The following is an 18,112-nucleotide window of genomic DNA, read 5'->3' as shown; positions in this document are numbered from 1 at the left end:
CGACGAGGGCGCCCCGGGCGATGGTACGCGTGGTCAGACGCGGGTCCAGCGCTGGTTGGCCTGGCCGTTGCAGGTCCAGATGATGACCTTGGTACCGTTGGCGGTGCCGTTGTTGTAGGCGTCCAGGCACTTGTTCGCGCCGACGGCGGTGATGCTGCCGTCGGAGTTGAGCCGCCACTTCTGGTTGTTCTGCCCGTTGCAGTCCCAGATGATCACGTTGGTGCCGTCCGCGGTGCCGGCGTTGTACACGTCCAGGCACTTGTTGCCGTAGACCCGCAGCTCACCCGAGGCGGTCGGCGTCCACTGCTGGTTGGACTGGCCGTTGCAGTCCCACAGTTGCACCTGGGCGCCGTTGGTCTGCGAAACGCCGCTGACGTCCAGGCACCGGCCCGACCCCACGCCCTTGATCGCGCTCCCTCCGGTGGGAGTGGGTGTGGGGGACGGCGTGACCAGGCCCCCTCCGCTCACGATGTACATGGCGGCCCCGTGCGCGGGCACCGACGCGCTGATCGTCCCGGACGAGGAGCCGGTCGTGTGCGCCCACAGGTCGCGTACGGAGTAGGAGGCCGCGGCGCCGAGGCCGAGGGCGGAGGCGGTGGTGGACACCGTCGCCGTCGAGGTGCCGCGGTTGAGCAGCACGACCGCGACCGAGCCGTTCGACATCGGCTTGCGCCAGACCTCGAGGTTCCCGTTGTCGCTGATCTTGGTGCCCTGCCGGCCGCCCCAGTCCTGGTTGACCGCGATGACCTCGGTGTTGGTCAGGATCGTACGGGTGTCGGCGCTCATTGAGCGGATGTCGTTGCCCGCGATGAGAGGCGCGTTCAGCAGCGCCCACAGGCTGAAGTGCGCCCTGCCCTCGGTTCCGGTGATCGAGCCGTTGCCGACCTCCAGCATGTCGGGGTCGTTCCAGCCGCCCGGCCCCGAGTACGCCTCCAGCCCGACCTGCTGGTCCAGGATGCCCATGACCGAGCCGAAGTTCGACTGGATGTCGCCGGTCGTGCGCCAGGAGTTACCGGTCGGCATGCCCCAGGTCCAGACGCTCTCCTGGCCCCAGTTGCACAGGCTGAACAGGATCGGACGCCCGGTGGCGGCGAGCGCGTCACGCATCGCCGTGTACCGCTGCTGCCCGTTCTTGCCCTGGTGGTCGCCGCAGTTGTCGTACTTCAGGTAGTCGATGCCCCACGACGCCCACAGGGCCGCGTCGCGCCGCTCGTTGCCGAGGCTGGCCGGATAGCCCGCACAGGTCGTGAGGCCCGCCGAGGAGTAGATGCCGAGCTTCAGGCCCTTGGAGTGGACGTAGTCGGCCACGGCCTTGATCCCGTTGGGGAACTTCTGCGGGTCGGGCACCAGGTCGCCGTTGGAGTTGCGGCTCTTGGTCGACCAGCAGTCGTCGATGTTGACGTACTGGTAGCCCGCCGCCGCCATGCCGCTGGAGACCATGACGTCCGCGGTCTGCCGGATCAGGCTGTCGTTGACGTTGCAGCCGAAGCTGTTCCAGTCGTTCCACCCCATCTGGGGGGTACGGGCGAGCCCGTTGTCCAGCGCGGCGGCCGGCGACGTCATGCCGCCGGCCGCGACCAGGGACCCGGCGGCCAGCACCGCCGCCAGCGTCCATCGAGCGATCTTGTGCATCTGACTCCTTACCCGTGGCCGGTCCGTCGCCCGTGGGAGCGGATCGGGGCCTGTTATCGGTAACATTTCGTGCCGGGTCGGCCTTCACGTGGGATGGGTTTGTGGTGTGCGGCGGAGCAAATACGACCCCGCCGATCCCGTCAAGAGGGCTGCGGCGCGTGTGCTTCGCCGGATGCCGCGCCGCCTGCCCTTACCGGGTGCGGCCGTCGATCCGGGGCGCGCGCTCCGGTGAAAGTTTCAGCCCAGAGCGCCACTGCTGCGCATTCTTGGAACGTTGCCGCGGCGGCATTCCTCATCGTCCCAGGCAGGCGTGTTTTGCCGGCGAGTGATCACGCGAAACTTTCCGGCTTGTCTTGACACTTTTCGTGACGGTTTCCACACTGAGCCCGGGTGGTCTCCTGTCGGAGCGGCGGTGGGCGGCGGTCCCGCCGCCCACCGCACGCTCCCGCGACGGGGCCACGCCGTCGATTCCGCGGGTGTCCCGCGCCTCGTTCGACGTCATCCGACAGCGGATGGCGAGCAAGGCAAATTGTTAACGCTAACAAAAGGTCGTCCAGGAGGCCACGTGTCGCCCTCATCCTTCAGCCGACGCCGGCTGCTCCAGGCCGCCGGGGCCGCCGGGGCCGCTGTCGTGGTCTCCGCCGTCGGGGAGGTCGCCGGCGCCCGGGCGGCCGGAGCCGCGGTCGCGCCGGCCCGGGCCGACATCGGCGTGTCGGCGTACGCCTTCGAGCTCGGGCAGGTGCGGCTGACCGGGGGCCGCTGGCTGGACAACCAGAACCGGACGCTGTCGTATCTGCGGTTCGTCGACGCCGACCGGTTGCTGTACAACTTCCGGGCCAATCACCGGCTGTCCACCAACGGCGCCGCCGCGAACGGGGGGTGGGACGCCCCCAGCTTCCCGTTCCGCACCCATGTGCAGGGGCACTTCCTGACCGCGTGGGCCCAGGCCTATGCCGTGCTCGGCGACACCACGTGCCGGGACAAGGCGAACCACATGGTGGCGGAGCTGGCCAAGTGCCAGGCCAACAACGGCGCCGCCGGGTTCAACACCGGGTATCTGTCCGGCTTCCCCGAGTCCGACTTCACCGCCCTCGAGGCCCGCACGCTGAGCAACGGCAACGTCCCGTACTACTGCGTGCACAAGACGATGGCCGGGCTGCTCGACGTGTGGCGGCACATCGGCAACACGCAGGCGCGTGATGTGCTGCTCGCGCTGGCCGGCTGGGTGGACTGGCGGACCGGCAGGCTGAGCGGCAGCCAGATGCAGGCCATGCTGGGCACCGAGTTCGGCGGCATGAACGCCGTGCTGACCGACCTCTACCAGCAGACCGGCGACGCCCGCTGGCTGACCGCGGCTCAGCGGTTCGACCACGCGGCCGTGTTCAACCCCCTCGCGGCCAACCAGGACCAGCTCAACGGTCTGCACGCCAACACCCAGGTGCCCAAGTGGATCGGTGCGGCCCGCGAGTACAAGGCGACCGGCACCACCCGCTACCGGGACATCGCCGCCAACGCCTGGAACATCACCGTCGGCGCGCACACCTACGCGATCGGCGGCAACAGCCAGGCCGAGCACTTCCGGGCTCCCAACGCCATCGCCGGGTATCTCACCAACGACACCTGCGAGCACTGCAACAGCTACAACATGCTCAAGCTGACCCGCGAGCTGTGGCTGCTCGACCCGAACCGGGCGGCGTACTTCGACTTCTACGAGCAGGCGCTGTTCAACCACGTCATCGGCGCGCAGAACCCGGCCGACGGCCACGGGCACGTCACCTACTTCACGCCGCTCAAGCCGGGCGGCCGCCGTGGCGTGGGCCCAGCGTGGGGCGGCGGCACCTACAGCACCGACTACAACTCGTTCTGGTGCTGCCAGGGCACGGGTGTGGAGGTCAACACGGCGCTGATGGACTCCGTCTACTTCTACAACGGCACCACTCTGATCGTGAACCTGTTCACGCCGTCGGTCCTGAACTGGACCCAGCGGGGGATCACGGTCACCCAGACGACGTCCTATCCGGCGAGCGACACCGTCACCCTGCAGGTCACCGGCGACGCCGGTGGGTCGTGGTCGATGCGCGTCCGCATCCCCGGCTGGGCCACCGGGGCGACGATCAGCGTCAACGGCGAGCAGCAGAGCGTGGACACCACCCCCGGCACCTACGCGACCCTCACCCGCACCTGGGCCTCCGGCGACACCGTCACGGTCAGCCTGCCGATGCGCGTGGTCATGAAGGCCGCCAACGACAACCCCAACGTCGCGGCGATCACGTACGGCCCGGTCGTCCTGTCCGGGAACTACGGCAACACGGCGCTGTCGGCGCTGCCCGCCCTGAACACCGCCTCGATCACCCGGACCGGCACCACGGCGCTCACCTTCACCGCCACCGCCAACGGAGCCACGGTCAACCTGGGCCCGTTCTACGACGCACACGGGTACAACTACACCGTCTACTGGAGCGCCAACGGGCAGAGCGGCGGAGGCGGGACAGCGACCTACCGGCTGGTCAACGCGGCCAGCGGCCTCGTCCTGGGCATCCAGAACATGTCCACCGCCGACGGCGGGCTCGCGCTGCAGTGGAACGACAGCGGCACCGCCGACCACGACTGGGAGATGGTCGTCGACGGCACCGCCGTCCGGCTGCGCAACGTCAACAGCGGCAAGGTTCTCGGCGTGGAGAACATGTCCACCACCGACAACGCCCGCGTCCTGCAGTGGAGCGACAACGGCACCGCCGACCACCGTTGGACGATCACCGACGCCGGCGACGGCTCCCACAAGATCCGCAACGTCAACAGCGGCAAGCTGCTCGCCATCCAGGGCGGCTCGACCGCCAACGGAACCCAGGCGGTGCAGGACTCCGACAACGGCAGTGCGGACAACCAGTGGCGGTTCGTGCCCAACGGGGCCCGGCGCATCCAGAACCTGGCCAGCGGGCTGGTGCTGGGTGTGCAGGACATGTCCACGGCCGACGGCGGCTTGGCGATCCAGTGGGGCGACACCGGTACGGCCGACCACCTGTGGACCGCCGTCGTGGACTCCGGCGGCTATCTGCGCCTGCGCAACTCCAACAGCGGCAAGGTGCTCGGCGTGGAGAACGCGAGCACGGCCGCCGGCGCGCGGGTGCTCCAGTGGGCCGACAACGGCACCGCCGACCACCGGTGGCGGCTGCGGTACGGATCCAACGGGTGCTTCCGCATCCAGTGCGCCAACGGCGGCCGGGTCCTCGGTGTCAGCGGCGGCTCCACCGCCCAGGGCGCCCAGGTCGTGCTCGCCGACGACAACGGAGCGAACGACCACCTGTGGCGGTTCCTCTAGTCCGCAGGTGAGCGGGCGGTCAGGGCCGCCAGCGGTAGCGGGCGTCGGGCAGGTTCTCCTCGTTGCCGCTGCCGTCGCCCTCCGCGACGAGGGTGAAGCCGTGCCGCTCGTAGAAACGCCGGGCACCGGTGTTCTGCTGGAACACATGCAGGTCGAGTCCGAGGGGGCGCGCCTTCTTGGCGTGGTCGAGCAGCGCGCTCCCGACGCCGCCGTTCTGCGCGGCGGGCGCGAGGTAGAGGTGGTCCAGCCACTGTCCGCGCAGGGCGGCGAATCCCACGATCCGGCCACGCAGCTCGGCGACCCACACCTGCGACGAGGGGAGCATGACGCCGGCGATCCACGCCCGGGTCTCCTCGTCGGAATGCAGGCGGGGCAGATAGGTCATCCCGGCCCGGGCGGCGAGGAACACCTCGGCGACGCCTTCGGCGTCACCGGTCCCGGCGCGGCGGATCAGCGGCACAGTGCGTGGCACAGCGCGTGTCACAGTGCCGTGAGCGGACTGTCCCGCGCGGTTCGGCCGGGCAGCGGGGGTGCCGGCGTTCACGAGCCGGTCCGCAGGGCGTCGCGGGCCGCCATCAGGGCGAAGCCGAGCAGGTTGAGGCCCTGCCAGGTCGAGGGGGAGGCGGCGCGTTCGTCGTCGGCCGCCAGGCCGATGCCCCAGATCCGGTCGAGTGGGCTGGCCTCGACCAGGACCCGGTCGGCGGTCGCGAGCAGGAAGCGCGACAGCTCGGGGTTCTGGCCGAACTTGGCGATGCTGCCGCGGACCACGATGCCGAACCGGTCAGCGGCCCAGACCTGCTCGTCGAAGTCGCGTACGGCCCGGCCGAGCTTCTTGGCCTCGCCCGGATGACCGGCCGCGAGGATGGCTTCGGCGGTCCGCGTGTCGCCGAACAGCCAGGCCTTGTGCGCCATCATGTAATGCTCCGCGGAGGCGAAGGTGTGGCCGTCCTCCGTGAAGGCGGCCGGCCACCACTGCGACAGGCAGCCGGGGCCGACCCCGCCGTCGCGGGCCGGCCGGTGGCCCCAGAAGTACAGGTAGCGGAGGCTACGGCCCGCCTGCTCCGCGGCGATCGCCTCGTCCACGCTGCGAGGCGGCGAGATCTGCTCGGACACGCACACACCGTGCCACAGGCGGCCCCGTTCCGGCCATCGAGTTACGGTGCCCGGCGCGACGCCTCGCACGGACGCCGGGCCCTAAGCTGACCGAACCGGCTCCGCAGGCCGGCCTTCGCCGAATAACACCGCTCGTCGGCACGCCGCGGCGGTGAGCCCCGAGGAAGTGCTCCGGGAGCGGTGACCGGTCTTGGGAGGAGTCGTCCGTGTTACCAGGAGGCATGACCCGCAGACGTGTGGCATGGCTCGTGCTGGCTCATCGCCCCCGGGCCTTCATCCCCGGGTGGCTGAGGGACGGCCGGTGGCCGCCCCTGCCCGCTTTGCGGGGAGTGTGGCACTGGAGCCTCCTCCCCGGGTGGCTGAACAACGCGGCTCTCCCGGTGGCGGCAGGCGTGGTCGCCGGGGCCGTCGCCTGGAGCCACGGTTACCGGGAACAGGCGCCGATGGTGATCGCCGGCATCGTGATGGTCGCCGTGCGCGTGATCCCCTTCGCCTGGCCGCGCCGCGCGCGCCATCGGCACCTCGCCCGGCGGGCGGACTACCCGGAGCTCCACGCGATGGTCGACGAGGTGGCCGGGACGCTGGGCGTCCGGCGTCCGTCACGCGTGTGTTTCGTGCCCATCGCGGAGTCGGGCGCCACCCCGCTGGGACCGCGGCGTACGGAGCTGTGGATCGGCCTGCCGTACGCCATGGGTTTCGACCGGGCGGAGTTGCGCGGGGTCATCGCCTTCGAGCTCGCCCTCCTGGAGGCGTGCAGGAGATGGCCGGTCCGTGCGCTCATCGAGCTGTGGGCATCGGGGCCGAAAAAGAAGGACGCCGTCCGGACGGAGATCGCCGCCGCCGTCAGGGCCCTCCTCGTCCAGGCCGACGAAGAGAGCTGCCGGGTGTCCGATCGGCGAACCGTGGCGACCACGCTTCTTCGGGGTGCGCTCCTGGGCCATTCGCTGGGCTGGTTCCTCGGCCGCTACGCCGCGGATCTGCCCTCCTATGGGCTGTTCGCCGTGGACCTCTATCAGGGCTGGCGCTGGAAGGTGTACGAGGACGACCTGCCGGCCCGGCTCATGCCCCGCTGCCTTGAGCTGTACGCGGCCGACCCGGCCGACCACGGGTTCGTGACCGACCGGATCGCCGCACTCGGCGTCACTCCGGAAGGCCCGCCTCGGCCGGCGGAGAACCCGATCGTGGGGGCGCTCCACCCGGCCGTCGAAGATCGGTTCGCCCGCCGGCTGCTCAGCCACTACACCGCGGGCCGGACGGTGCACTGGTACGTCAACTTCGCCGAGATGCCCTTCTCGGTCTGGGACGCATACATCGAACAGGACTATGACAGCGTCCTCCGGGCTACGGCCCGTCTGTCCGGCCGGCCGGACCCGGTGCTCGCCGACCTGGTGGAGATCGTGGTGGCCGGGCGCGGCGCGCGGCTCGAGTGGGAGCACAGACAGGGATCGTGCACGCACCTGTCCGCCGGAGTGTGCGCCCTCTTCCCGGTCCTCCACCGCACGTTGCGGCTGAAGGGCTACACCTACGTCAACGCGCTGCGCCACCGGGAACTCGCCGGGCCGGACGGCGACGTCGTCGACGTCGTACGGCTGGCGCGGGCGATCGAGCGGGGCGACCGACTGCCGGAGATCCTTGAGCCCGCGGCGACGTCATGACGAGATGGCACAACCGGCGGCGGGCCGTCCCCGGGGCTGTGCCCGGGGACGGCCCGATCCGTCGTGGTCGTCGCCGGTCTACTTGTATCCGGCGGCGACGATGTTCGCCTGCACCTCGTTCTCGGTGGCCGCGGTCGGGTAGCCGGAGGTCATCACGCCCTCGTAGAAGGTGCCCGCGGAACCGTGGCTGTTGTCGCCGCCGATGCCGAGGATGATGGCGCCTTCCTTCTTCATCGGGTTGTAGCCCGAGGCGTTGGGCCGCTTGCCGTCGTAGAAGGTCGACAGACCGCCCGACTGGGCGTTGCCGGCCCGGATGGCCCAGTGGTTGGGCTCACCCTTGATGATGGCGGTCAGGTATCGGTAGTTCACGCTCGGGTCGTTGGCGTTGTAACCGGGGTTCACGCCGGAGAACAGGCCGTTCTCCAGGTCGGCCATGACCCAGGGGCCGTTGCCCGTGCCGTAGCCCCAGACCTTGATGTTGCCGAAGTAGATGGCCTCCATCGTGCCGTTGCCGTTGTCGCGGCTGTTGGTCTCGGCGTTGCCGTAGTCGAAGCAGCAGCCGCCGTTGTAATGGGTGCCGTCGAAGACCGCGTACATCCCCTCCGGCTGGTCGCCCTTGGCGACGCCGTTGGTGGCGTTGTTGCGGTAGCCGACGCCCGGGTCGACGTAGACGCCGTAGGCCTTGTGGCCGTAGACCGTGGTCGGCGCCTTGGTGGCGGTCGCGAGGTTGTCGTAGCCGCCCGCGGCCGGGCCGGAGAACCCGCCGGGAGGCGCCTGGGTGAGGTGGTTGCCTCGGCCGGACTGGTCGTAGATCTTGGTGATGAGGCAGGTGGTGCCGGAGCAGAACGAGTCCTGCGCGGCGGCGTTGGCGGCTCCGCCCGCGCTCAGCACGCCGATGTCGCGGGTGGTGTTGTCCGAGGAACGGCGCACCTGGTAGAGCGGGCCGTTGTAGTTCGCGTACAGGGCGCGGGTCGTGCTGTGCGCCGCGACACACGGAGTGCCGCCCGCGGCGTAGATGTCACACGGCTGCTTGGACGACGGCGGCGAGGGTGACGTTGACGGCGAGACGCTGGGGGAGGCACTGGGAGATGTGCTGGGGGAGGTGCCGGGCGACGGGGAGGTGACGCCGCCGGTGCAGGTCACGCCGTTGAGGGCGAAGCTTGTCGGCACCGGGTTGGAGCCGTTGAACGCTCCGTTGAACCCGAAGCTGGTGCTGCCGCCGCTGGGGATGCCGCCGTTGTAGTCCACGTTGGTCACTGTGACCTGGGAGCCCGACTGGGTGTAGGTGCCGTTCCACAGCTGGGTGATGGTCTGCCCGGCGGGGAACGACCAGGTCAGCTTCCAGCCGTTGATCGGGTCCCCGAGGTTGGTGACGCTCACGTTCGTGCCGAAGCCGCCCGGCCACTGGTTTGTGACCGTATAGGTGACCTGGCATCCGGCCGCGGCGGCCGACGCGGTATGCGTACCGGCCACGCCGACGCCGGCCGCCAACAGCGCGGCGACGGCGGCGGCCGACAGCCTCAACCGCCGGTGGAAAGAGCTGACATGTCGCACAGGTGTTTCCCCAATCTCTGAGTAGTCGATTCGCGGACCTGCTCGGTCACGGGCTCGTGCAGGTCACGCTGGTGGGGGCGATCGAGCCGTCGCCCTCGGCGGTGAATCCGAACGTCGTCGACCCGTTGGCGGCGACGGTGCCGTTGTAGGGGGCGTTCTTGACGGTGATCGCGCCGCTGGTGCCGGTGTTCACGCCGTTCCACAGGCTCGTGACGCTCTGTCCGCCGGCCAGGGTCATCGTCACGGTCCAGCCGTTGAGCGCGGCCGATCCGGTGTTGCCGACGGTCACCTCGCTCTGGAAGCCGCCGCCCCAGCTGTTGACCAGCCGGTACGTCGCCGTACACCCGCCGGGTCGCCCGCTCGGCGACGGGGTGGGGGACGGTGACGGCGTGAGGGACGGCGACGGGGTGGGGGACGGTGAGGGGGTCGTGTCGCCGCTGACCCGGTAGACGACGGTGCCGTGCGCCGGCACGGCGGCCGAGATGGTGCCGTTGCTGCCGCTGACGGCGTTCGTCCACGCGTCGCGCAGGGTGAACGAACCGCCGGACAGCCCGATCGCGGCCGCGGTGGTGCTGATCGTGGTGGTGCTGCCGCCCTGGTTGAACAGGGCGACCGCGACGTCGCCGTTGCCGAGCTTCTTGGCCAGCACGCGCCGGGTCCCGTCGTTGCTGATCTGGCGGGCCTGCAGACCGAGCGGGTCCTGGTTGATGGCGATGAGGTTCTGGTTCTTCAGGATGGTCGTCGTCGCCGAGTCCATGCTGCGCAGATCGTTTCCGGCGATCAGGGGTGAGGCCATCACCGCCCAGAGGGCGAAGTGGCTGCGCATCTCCGTGTCGGTCATGCCGCCACGGCCGACCTCCATCATGTCCGGGTCGTTGAACGCTCCCGGTTTCGCGTACGACGCGAGTGGGACGGTGACGTTGACGATGTTCTGGATGCCCATCGGGTATCCGTTGGTCTGACCGGTGTCCCACTTGTTGGTGATGTCCTCGGTCGTCCGCCACATGTTGGCGACGTCGCCCCAGTCGCGCTGCGGCCCCGTCTTCGCGTGGATGCTGTTGGGGTTGATGCTGTAGACGATCGGCCGTCCGGTCGCCGCCAGCGCGTCACGCATCTTCGCGAACGTACGGACCTGGTCGTCGATGGTGCCGTTGGGCGAGCACCAGTCGTACTTCAGGTAGTCCACGCCCCAGGCGGCGAACTGCCGGGCGTCCTGGACCTCGTGTCCCTGGCTCCCGGTCGCGCCCGGGTAGCCGCCGAAGTACTGCGCGCAGGTCTTGTCCACCGGCACCTGGTAGATGCCGAACTTCAGCCCTCTTGCGTGCAGGTAGTCGCCGAGGGCCTTCATCCCGCTGGGGAATCGCGAGGGATTGCCCTGGAGGTTCCCCGCGGAGTCGCGGGTGGGGTTGAACCAGCAGTCGTCGACCACGACGTACTTGTAGCCCAGGTCGCGCAGGCCGGAGCTGACGATCGTGTCGGCCATCTGCTTGATCAACGTCTCGTTGATGTTGCAGCCGAACGTGTTCCAACTGTTCCAGCCCATGGGCGGCGTGCGGGCCACGCCGTTCTCCAGGGCACCGGCCGGGTCCTGCAGGGCGATCGGGGCGCCTGCGAGAATGCCCGCGGCGAGTAGGACTCGCACCTTCCGCACGGATCCTCCTTGTGAGCTACGGATGCATGGCGAATGACGGGGATCAAGGGCTCGTGCAGGTGGCGGTGGGGGTGGCCGCGCTGCCGTTGGCGGTGAAGCCGAAGGTGGTGGACGCCCCGGCCGCGATCGAGCCGTTGTAGTCCGCGTTGCGGACGGTCACGCTGGACCCGGACACGCTCTGCGTGCCGTTCCACAGGCTGCTGATGCTCTGCCCGCTCGGCCAGGTCCACTTCACGGTCCAGCCGTTGACCGCCGCGCTGCCCGCCCGTACGGTCACCGTCGACTGGAACCCGCCCGGCCAGCTGTTGGTCGTCTCGATCGTCGCCGAACACGCCCCGCCGACCGGAGGCTTCGGGGACGGCGAGCTGCTCGGTGACTGCGAGGCGGAGGGGGACGGCGACGGCGACGGCGACGAGGTGGTCTGGAACTGCGTGAAGAACTTCCACACCTCTGCGGGGACCCAGGTCCTGGAGCCGCTGTCACCGGTGGCCCCGTCCTGAGGTGCGGCGATGTGCCCTTCGTCGAACGCGGCCCACACGACCGGGTGTCCGGCCGAGCAGCCCGAGTAGGTGGTGATCCTGTGCGTCAGGCTGCCCTGCGCCGGCTCGGGCGGGTTCTGGGTGGTGCAGCCGTTGTTCCTGACGAACCGGTCACGTAGGGATCGTCCGCCGGAGATGTTGAGCACGCCGTCCCTGATGCCGTGGATGCCCATGTACGCGATCGGCTGGGTGCCGCCGCTGCACCCGCTGAGCACGCCGCCGGACTGGACCGCGACCGCGCGGAAGACGTTCGCCCGGGCACACGCGATCGAGTAACTCATGGCGCCGCCATAGCTGAAGCCCGTGGCGAACAATTGCGATGTGTCGACGCAGAGAGCTCCCTCGATCTGCTTGATCATGTCGTCGACGAAGGTCATGTCTTCACCGTTGGAATTGGCCCAGCCGTTGTTGAGGCCCTGCGGGGCGACGAAGATCGTGCTGTTGTTCGACAGGCGCAGCAGCCCGTAGTAGGCCCACACGTCCCTCTGCACGGTCTGGCCCGTCGCGACATCGGTGGCGGTGCCGCCCAGCCAGTGGAACCCGAAGACCAACCGATAGGGGTGGTTGTTGTCGTAGTTGTCGGGGACTTTCAGGATGTAGCTGCGATTCTTCCCGCTGCTCTGAATCGTGTGCGTACCGCTCGCCAGCCCGGCGGCCTTGCCGCATCCGGCCGTCGCCGCGGCGGCGCTGACCGCGCGTGCGGGAGTCATGCCGGCGCTGGCGCTCAGCGCCGGGCCAACCGTGGCCAGGACGGCGGCCAGCGCCGCGACCGCTATTGCGGTGAACAAGGGTCTATGTCTTGACACAGTGCACTCTCTCTGCCGGTCGAACGCCGGCGTACGCCGATGGGGGATGAGGCGCAGAGGCCCGTCGTTGCCGAAGGGCCCTCGCGGGGGTGAGCGCCGAGTGGCGGGTCTACCGGTAGGTGATGGCGGACGACGAGTAGACGCAGTTGGCGCCGTCGGCACCGCTGCCGATCTTCGTCGGCTCGCCACTGGTCACGCCCCTGTACTTCTCGCAGATGACGACCTTCTTGCTCGGGTCGTTCACGATCGTGATCTGCGAGAAGCGCGCCGTGTCGCCGTAGTTGGTGTTGATGCCGGCCAGCACCTTGCCGGGCGTGGTCGCCGTGACGTTCTGGATGACGACGTTGCGCTTGTACTGGGTCGAGCAGTTGCCGCAGGAGCGGTAGAGCTTGCCGAAGTTCTGCACCTGGAAGTTCTTGATGTACATGGTGCCGGGGCCGTTGTGCTGGAAGACCTTGTCGCTGGCCGCCCTGGCGCCGCCGCCGTCGATGGTCATGGTCTGCGACGACGAGGTGCCCTTGAACGTGGCCGCGTCCTCGCCGACGTCCTCCCACCACACGTTCTGCAGGGTGCACGTGCCCATGCAGTGGACGCCGTCGGCCGCGGGCGCGCCGATGACGACGTTCTTCAGCACCGCGCCGTTGGCCAGTTTGAAGATGGGGGACTGGCTTTCGCTCTGGCTGCCGCTGCCGAGGGCGCCGGTGCCGTAGTAGCGCTTCATCCCTCCGTCGAGCGTGCCCGAGACGTTGATCGTGGCGCCGACCGCCTGCTGACCGGTGGGGGACGGCCAGGCGGCCAGGCGCAGTGCCGCCGCCGGGACCGCCGCCGGGACCGCGTCCGGGACGGTGCCCGCGGACGCGCCGCCGGCCGGACCGGCCGCGAGAACCATCCCGGCCGCCGAGGCGGCGAACAACGCGGTGCGGAATCGTGCGGACGTGTTCATTCACACTCCAGGGGGAGATACGGCGACTACGCCGCCGCACGCGGTGATGCCGGCTGCGGGGAGCTCAGGCCGGCCGGCGCTCCATCGACGTTCACGAGAGCGAGCGGAAGCCAGGCCCGGCGGATTCGCGGCCCGATCCAGCTGCGGATGCGACACTCACGGCGTCGCAACCGGGAACCCCTGCCGCTCACCACCGACCCCGGCAGGAGGCCGCTTCGGGACTCAGTTTGGAAACCGCGAAGAAACCTGTCAAGGGAATCTCGAAATTGTTTCGTTGAGCCGCAGGGGGTCTCATCCACACTGGCCTGCGCTGGTGAGCGACCCGAACTGTGAAAGTTTCCGCAGCTCCATCGCGCAACGCCAATCTGGTCGTCGGCCGGCCGATGGCGCTCAGAACGTTACGTCGGCATTGCCGTGAAACTTTCACCACCTGAACGTCGCGAGTGAACGGGACCACGCCCTGATGCGAGCAGGTGGGACAGGCCGCCGGCGGACCTAGGGCCGGCGCGGAGAGGACCCGGCCCTTGACGAGGCTCCCTCGCGTCGTATTTGCTCCGCCGCACCACCACCAGCACATGCTCCGACAGAGAAGGACTGGTTCCGCAGATGGATTGTTAACGCTAACAGCAGGATCCGCCATCTCTGCCGGCTCGCGAGAACTCCGAGCCGCCTGTCGCTGTCGCTGACCGCCATGAAGACGTGAAACGAACCCCGGGAGTACGGATGAAGGTCCCTCGCCTGCGGCTCTGGCTTGCCACCGGGCTCGCCGCCGTGGCCGGCGCGGCCGGTGCGCTGACCGCGCCCGCCGCGCACGCGGCCACAGGCTGTCGCGTGGACTACTCGGTCACGAACCAGTGGCCGGGTGGCTTCGGTGCGAACGTGAGCGTCACCAATCTGGGTGACCCGATCAACGGCTGGAAGCTGACCTGGTCGTTCTCCGCAGGGCAGACCATCACCCAGCTGTGGAACGGCACCTACACCCAGTCGGGCTCCCAGGTCACCGTGACCAACGTGGACTACAACGGCGGCATCCCCAGCGGCGGCAGCACCAGCTTCGGGTTCAACGGAGCGTTCAACGGCTCCAACCCGGTGCCGACGAGCTTCGCGCTGAACGGCGTGACCTGCACCGGCGGCGTCACCGGTTCGCCCAGCCCCAGCCCGTCCACGAGCCCTTCCCCGAGCCCTTCCCCGAGTCCTTCGGCCAGCCCGTCGTCCACACCGACATCGAGCAAGCCGTGTGACATCTACGCCGTGGGCGGCACGCCCTGTGTGGCCGCGCACAGCACGACGCGGGCGCTCTACCACTCCTACAGCGGCAACCTGTACCAGGTCAGGCGCTCCTCCGACAACGCGACCAGGGACATCGGCGTCCTGACCGCGGGCGGCACCGCCAACGCGGCGGCGCAGGACTCGTTCTGCGCCGGCACCTCCTGCGTCATCACCGTGATCTACGACCAGTCCGGGCACGGCAACAACATGCTCTACCAGGGACCCGGCGGGGCCGGCGGCAAGGACACCCCCGCGACCGCGACAACCGAGTCGCTGACGGTCGGCGGCAGCAAGGCCTACTCGCTGTACATCAAGCCCGGCAACAGCTACTGGCGGGACGGTCACCTGACCGGCGTGCCGACCGGCAGCGCGCCCGAGGGCATGTACATGGTGACCAGCGGCACGCACGTCAACAGCGGCTGCTGCTTCGACTACGGCAACAGCGAGACGACCAGGAAGGCCGACGGGGCCGGTGCGATGGACGCCATCTACTTCGGCACGAGCTGCTGGTTCGGCGGGTGCTCGGGGACCGGCCCATGGGTCCAGGCCGACCTCGAATATGGCCTCTACCCCGGCGGCAGCTCGTCGTGGAACCCGAACCAGCGGGCGTTCACCAGCAAGTTCGTCACCGCGATGCTGAAGAACAACGGCACGTCGCGCTTCGCCATCAAGGGCGGCAACGCGCAGTCCGGCGCGATGACCACGCTGTGGGACGGCGCGCTGCCTCCCGGCTACAGCCCGATGAAGAAGCAGGGCGCGATCATCCTGGGCAGCGGTGGCGACTGCTGCGCCACCAACACCAACCTGAGCCAGGGCACCTTCTACGAGGGAGCCATCGTCTCGGGTTACCCGTCCGACGCGACCGAGAACTCGGTGCAGGCCAACGTCACCTCCGCCGGCTACCGCTGATCCGAGAATCGGGCGGTGCGCGGGCAGGCGGCAGCGAACCCCGGCCGGTCACGACCGGCCGGGGTGAGCGGCCGGTCGTGGTCAGATGGGCCGGTTCGAGGATGACGGGGGAGGCGAGGGCTTCGAGCCGGACACGTTCACGACGTGGACCTGGAACGAGACGGTCCTCGTCACACCGGCCACCGTGTACGAGACGGTCACGGTCTGCGTCCCGGGGATGGCGGGGTCGTACCCCGCCACGGAGTATCCGCCGTACCCTTCGGCCAGGACCTCGTCCTTCACACCGTCCGTGTAGTCGGCCGTGACCACGAGACCCGTCAGGTCGAGGGACTGACCGATGGCGTAGACGGTCGTGGCCGGGGGCGTCTTCACCGAGACCGACGACAGGTCCGCGCCGCGCAGGGCGGCGTGCTCGGCCTGGGTCAGCGCGAAGACGTGCCCGTGGCGGATGACCCCGTTCGCGAGGTTGTAGCCCGGCGTCTGCCAGGTGACGGGCGTCCACTCGCCCGACGCGAGGTCCTTACCCCAGTAAGGGCTGAGCTGCTCCTCCATGTGGTCCCCCGCGGGTGCGTCGGCCCACTTCTGGTCCGCCCACAGGTAGTAGCCCTTCCCGCGTACGTCGCCGGGGTTCGCCTTGACGACCATCGGCGCCTCGGCGTAGGTCGTGTTCATCGCGTCGTGGGTGATGCAGCCCCTGACGAGCTCCCAGTCCTCGGGCGGCGCGAGCACCGACGTCGAACGCTCTTGATAGATGTCGTCAATTGCGCAGCCGGGGACGTACGTGGTGACCCCGACGCCGGTGGAGACGCGGTCGCTGACGAACCGGTGGTACGACCCGTCCTCGTCGTCCCTGATGATGACGGCGTCGAGCGTCCCGTGGCCGGGCCTGCCGCTCATCACCTTCGCCGGCGTGAACGTCACGAAGTCGCGCGTCGTGGTGTAGAGGGTCTGGTTCCTCGTCAGCGGATAGCGGCCGTTCGGGTCGTCGCGGTCGGGGGTGTAGTAGGTCCCGGGTGGATACATCGACGACGTCCAGAAGACGACGTAGGCCCCGATCGCCTCGTCCCAGATCGCCTCCGGGGCGAACGCCATCCCCGCCTCGTCCGGGGCCACCCGTACGTGCCGCTGCTCCGACCAGGTCCGCAGGTCACGCGACTCCCAGACCTCGATGTAGCGGCTGGCGCCGCTCTGCGCCCAGTCCCAGCCCTTCCACCCGTACGCCGTGCCGTCGACGTTCAGGTCCGTGGCGACGAGGTAGAACCTGTCTCCCTCCGGCGACCGGACGATCGACGGGTCGCGCACGGCGTGCATGCCCTTGGTGGACTGGAGGACCATCTCTCCGTTGTTGACCGCCACCCAGCGGGTCGGGTCGTTGCCGACGCTCGTGGCCATGTAGATCTGCTGCCCCGCCTGGCTGTTCGACCTGGCGAAGTTCGCCATTCCATAGCGTGAGAACGGGGCGAGCTTCACCGCGGGCCGCACCGTCAGGAGGAACTCACGGCGAGCCTCGGCGGCGTCGACGGTGACGCACGCCGTGAGGGTCACCGTGGCCGGGCCGGCCCCGGCCGGCGGGCGCTTCACCACGCCCGCCGCGATCGCGCCGTCCGCCTGGTCGGACACGATGTCCGGATTCGACGAGGTCCAGCTGACAACCGCGCCCGGCGCCGTCGCCACCGTCGTCGGCAGGGTCACGTTCCCCCGCACGTCGTCGGCGTTGGGAATCGCGATCCCAGCCAGGGCCTGCTCCGCGCGCCTGGCCGCCGCGGTGCTCTCGGCGCGTGCCATCTGACCGCCTCCCGTCACAGGCTCACGGGCGCGAGCGCCGCCGCCGTTGACGCAGCCGAATGCCGTCGCCGTCGATTTGTCATCGCCATTGCCTGCCTCCTTCGGGCGCCGTAGCGCGTGTTCACAGGGCGAACGCCGCCATGATGGACGATCGGCGCGTCGGCGTCACGCAGGAGCGTGGCCCTGACCGGAGTGTCGGTGACGACCTTCTTGTCACCCTTGTCCTCGGCCTTGCGTACGCCGTTGAGTGACTTGTGCGGCTTGCCGGCGTTCTTCGTGGTGAGCTCTCCGCCCGCGGGCTCGGGTGTCACGTCCCAAGAGGGGTGCCGCGGCCGTTGAGGATGATCAGTTTTTCGATGCGCTTGCGGCGGCGTGCGCTGGTGATGCGGATGGCGAGGACGACGAGGACGAGGAGGGCCAGGAGGGCGAGTTGCGGCCAGGGGATGGCCCAGACGGTGGTGTCGATCGCGATGCGTTCGGCGGTGACGCCGGGCAGGGGTTTGCCCGCGGGGGAGGGGATCGCGGTGATCGTGGTGCCGACGGGTCCCAGGGGCCAGGTGCCGGTCACGCGTGCGGTGAAGGTGCGGTGCCCGCCGGGCATGATTTCCCTGGCTTTGGCTTCGGAGGTGTCGTCCCAGCCGTTTTGGCCGGCGATGGTGGAGGTCAGGATGCGGCTGTCGGGGGCCAGGCGGACGTTGCCGGTGTTGGCCAGGGTGTAGGTGACCTCGACGGTGCCGGGGGTGAAGGGGTTCCACGACCAGGTGTAGGTGGTGTGGATGCCGCTCACGGCGACTTTGGCGGCGAAGGTGCCGGTCACGCGGATGTTGAGGCGGACGCCGACGCGGTTTTGGACGCGGACCTGGCCGGAGATGGTGTCGATGGAGGCGGTGACGCCGGCGGGGTGGTCGCCGGGGGTGGCGTTCTGCGGGATCGAGAC

General features: G+C 69.4%; 12 protein-coding genes and 1 pseudogene. 3 read left to right on the top strand and 10 right to left on the bottom strand.

Annotated elements, in window-relative coordinates; genetic code table 11:
- Positions 1-33 precede the first annotated feature (33 nt).
- Positions 34-1,632 carry a lectin gene (locus QSK36_RS34470; RefSeq protein WP_183532974.1) on the bottom strand — a complete coding sequence of 533 codons (1,599 nt, stop codon included), beginning with the start codon at positions 1,630-1,632 and terminating at the stop codon, positions 34-36.
- A gap of 565 nt (positions 1,633-2,197) precedes the next feature.
- On the opposite strand from QSK36_RS34470, the gene QSK36_RS34465 reads away from it, so the two are divergent.
- Positions 2,198-4,951 carry a beta-L-arabinofuranosidase domain-containing protein gene (locus QSK36_RS34465; RefSeq protein WP_285785274.1) on the top strand — a complete coding sequence of 918 codons (2,754 nt, stop codon included), beginning with the start codon at positions 2,198-2,200 and terminating at the stop codon, positions 4,949-4,951.
- Between the two features lie 19 nt (positions 4,952-4,970).
- Here QSK36_RS34465 and QSK36_RS34460 read toward each other — a convergent pair whose 3' ends face one another.
- Both QSK36_RS34460 and ybiA read right to left on the bottom strand, forming a co-directional pair.
- Positions 4,971-5,423, bottom strand: coding sequence for a GNAT family N-acetyltransferase (locus QSK36_RS34460; protein WP_285785273.1), 453 nt, complete (start codon positions 5,421-5,423; stop codon positions 4,971-4,973).
- Positions 5,424-5,491: 68 nt separating this feature from the next.
- Entirely contained in the window at positions 5,492-6,070 is a 579-nt protein-coding gene (gene ybiA, locus QSK36_RS34455) for a riboflavin biosynthesis intermediates N-glycosidase (protein ID WP_285785272.1), read from the bottom strand.
- Between the two features lie 215 nt (positions 6,071-6,285).
- Here ybiA and QSK36_RS34450 point away from each other — a divergent pair, with 215 nt between their 5' ends.
- On the top strand, positions 6,286-7,719 hold the full coding sequence (locus QSK36_RS34450) for a M48 family metalloprotease (protein WP_285785271.1): 1,434 nt from the start codon (positions 6,286-6,288) through the stop codon (positions 7,717-7,719).
- 78 nt (positions 7,720-7,797) lie between these two features.
- On the opposite strand, the gene QSK36_RS34445 is transcribed toward QSK36_RS34450, so the two are convergent.
- From QSK36_RS34445 to QSK36_RS34430, 4 genes are all read right to left on the bottom strand, one after another.
- Complete coding sequence (locus QSK36_RS34445; RefSeq protein WP_285785270.1) at positions 7,798-9,273, bottom strand: arabinofuranosidase catalytic domain-containing protein; 1,476 nt, start codon at positions 9,271-9,273, stop codon at positions 7,798-7,800.
- A 46-nt stretch (positions 9,274-9,319) separates the two neighbouring features.
- Entirely contained in the window at positions 9,320-10,924 is a 1,605-nt protein-coding gene (locus tag QSK36_RS34440; protein WP_285785269.1) for a cellulose binding domain-containing protein, read from the bottom strand.
- 43 nt (positions 10,925-10,967) lie between these two features.
- Positions 10,968-12,251, bottom strand: coding sequence for a CE1 family esterase (locus QSK36_RS34435; RefSeq protein WP_285785268.1), 1,284 nt, complete (start codon positions 12,249-12,251; stop codon positions 10,968-10,970).
- Positions 12,252-12,378: 127 nt separating this feature from the next.
- Positions 12,379-13,212: a pectate lyase gene (locus QSK36_RS34430; RefSeq protein WP_285785267.1), complete on the bottom strand. Its 834-nt coding sequence runs from the start codon at positions 13,210-13,212 to the stop codon at positions 12,379-12,381.
- A 723-nt stretch (positions 13,213-13,935) separates the two neighbouring features.
- Between QSK36_RS34430 and QSK36_RS34425 the strand changes: the two genes are divergently transcribed.
- A complete protein-coding gene (locus tag QSK36_RS34425; RefSeq protein ID WP_285785266.1) occupies positions 13,936-15,390 on the top strand; it encodes an arabinofuranosidase catalytic domain-containing protein in 1,455 nt (484 codons plus the stop codon).
- Between the two features lie 81 nt (positions 15,391-15,471).
- Here QSK36_RS34425 and QSK36_RS34420 read toward each other — a convergent pair whose 3' ends face one another.
- The 3 genes and pseudogenes from QSK36_RS34420 to QSK36_RS34410 form a co-directional block, all read right to left on the bottom strand.
- Complete coding sequence (locus QSK36_RS34420; protein ID WP_285785265.1) at positions 15,472-17,175, bottom strand: immunoglobulin-like domain-containing protein; 1,704 nt, start codon at positions 17,173-17,175, stop codon at positions 15,472-15,474.
- Positions 17,176-17,189: 14 nt separating this feature from the next.
- Positions 17,190-17,486: a hypothetical protein gene (locus tag QSK36_RS34415; protein ID WP_285785264.1), complete on the bottom strand. Its 297-nt coding sequence runs from the start codon at positions 17,484-17,486 to the stop codon at positions 17,190-17,192.
- Positions 17,483-18,112: pseudogene (locus QSK36_RS34410) on the bottom strand (hypothetical protein); the annotation flags it as partial. The gene QSK36_RS34415 and the pseudogene QSK36_RS34410, both read right to left, overlap by 4 nt.

Source organism: Microbispora sp. NBRC 16548, assembly GCF_030268985.1.
Lineage (GTDB): Bacteria > Actinomycetota > Actinomycetes > Streptosporangiales > Streptosporangiaceae > Microbispora > Microbispora catharanthi.
This window is presented reverse-complemented; position numbering and strand designations above follow the sequence as displayed.

Coding starts and splice junctions, on each gene's coding strand:
- QSK36_RS34420 (WP_285785265.1), bottom strand. CDS start 17,175: ATGGCACGCGCCGAGAGCACCGCGGCGGCCAGGCGCGCGGAGCAGGCC.
- QSK36_RS34425 (WP_285785266.1), top strand. CDS start 13,936: ATGAAGGTCCCTCGCCTGCGGCTCTGGCTTGCCACCGGGCTCGCCGCC.
- QSK36_RS34450 (WP_285785271.1), top strand. CDS start 6,286: ATGACCCGCAGACGTGTGGCATGGCTCGTGCTGGCTCATCGCCCCCGG.
- QSK36_RS34430 (WP_285785267.1), bottom strand. CDS start 13,212: ATGAACACGTCCGCACGATTCCGCACCGCGTTGTTCGCCGCCTCGGCG.
- QSK36_RS34470 (WP_183532974.1), bottom strand. CDS start 1,632: ATGCACAAGATCGCTCGATGGACGCTGGCGGCGGTGCTGGCCGCCGGG.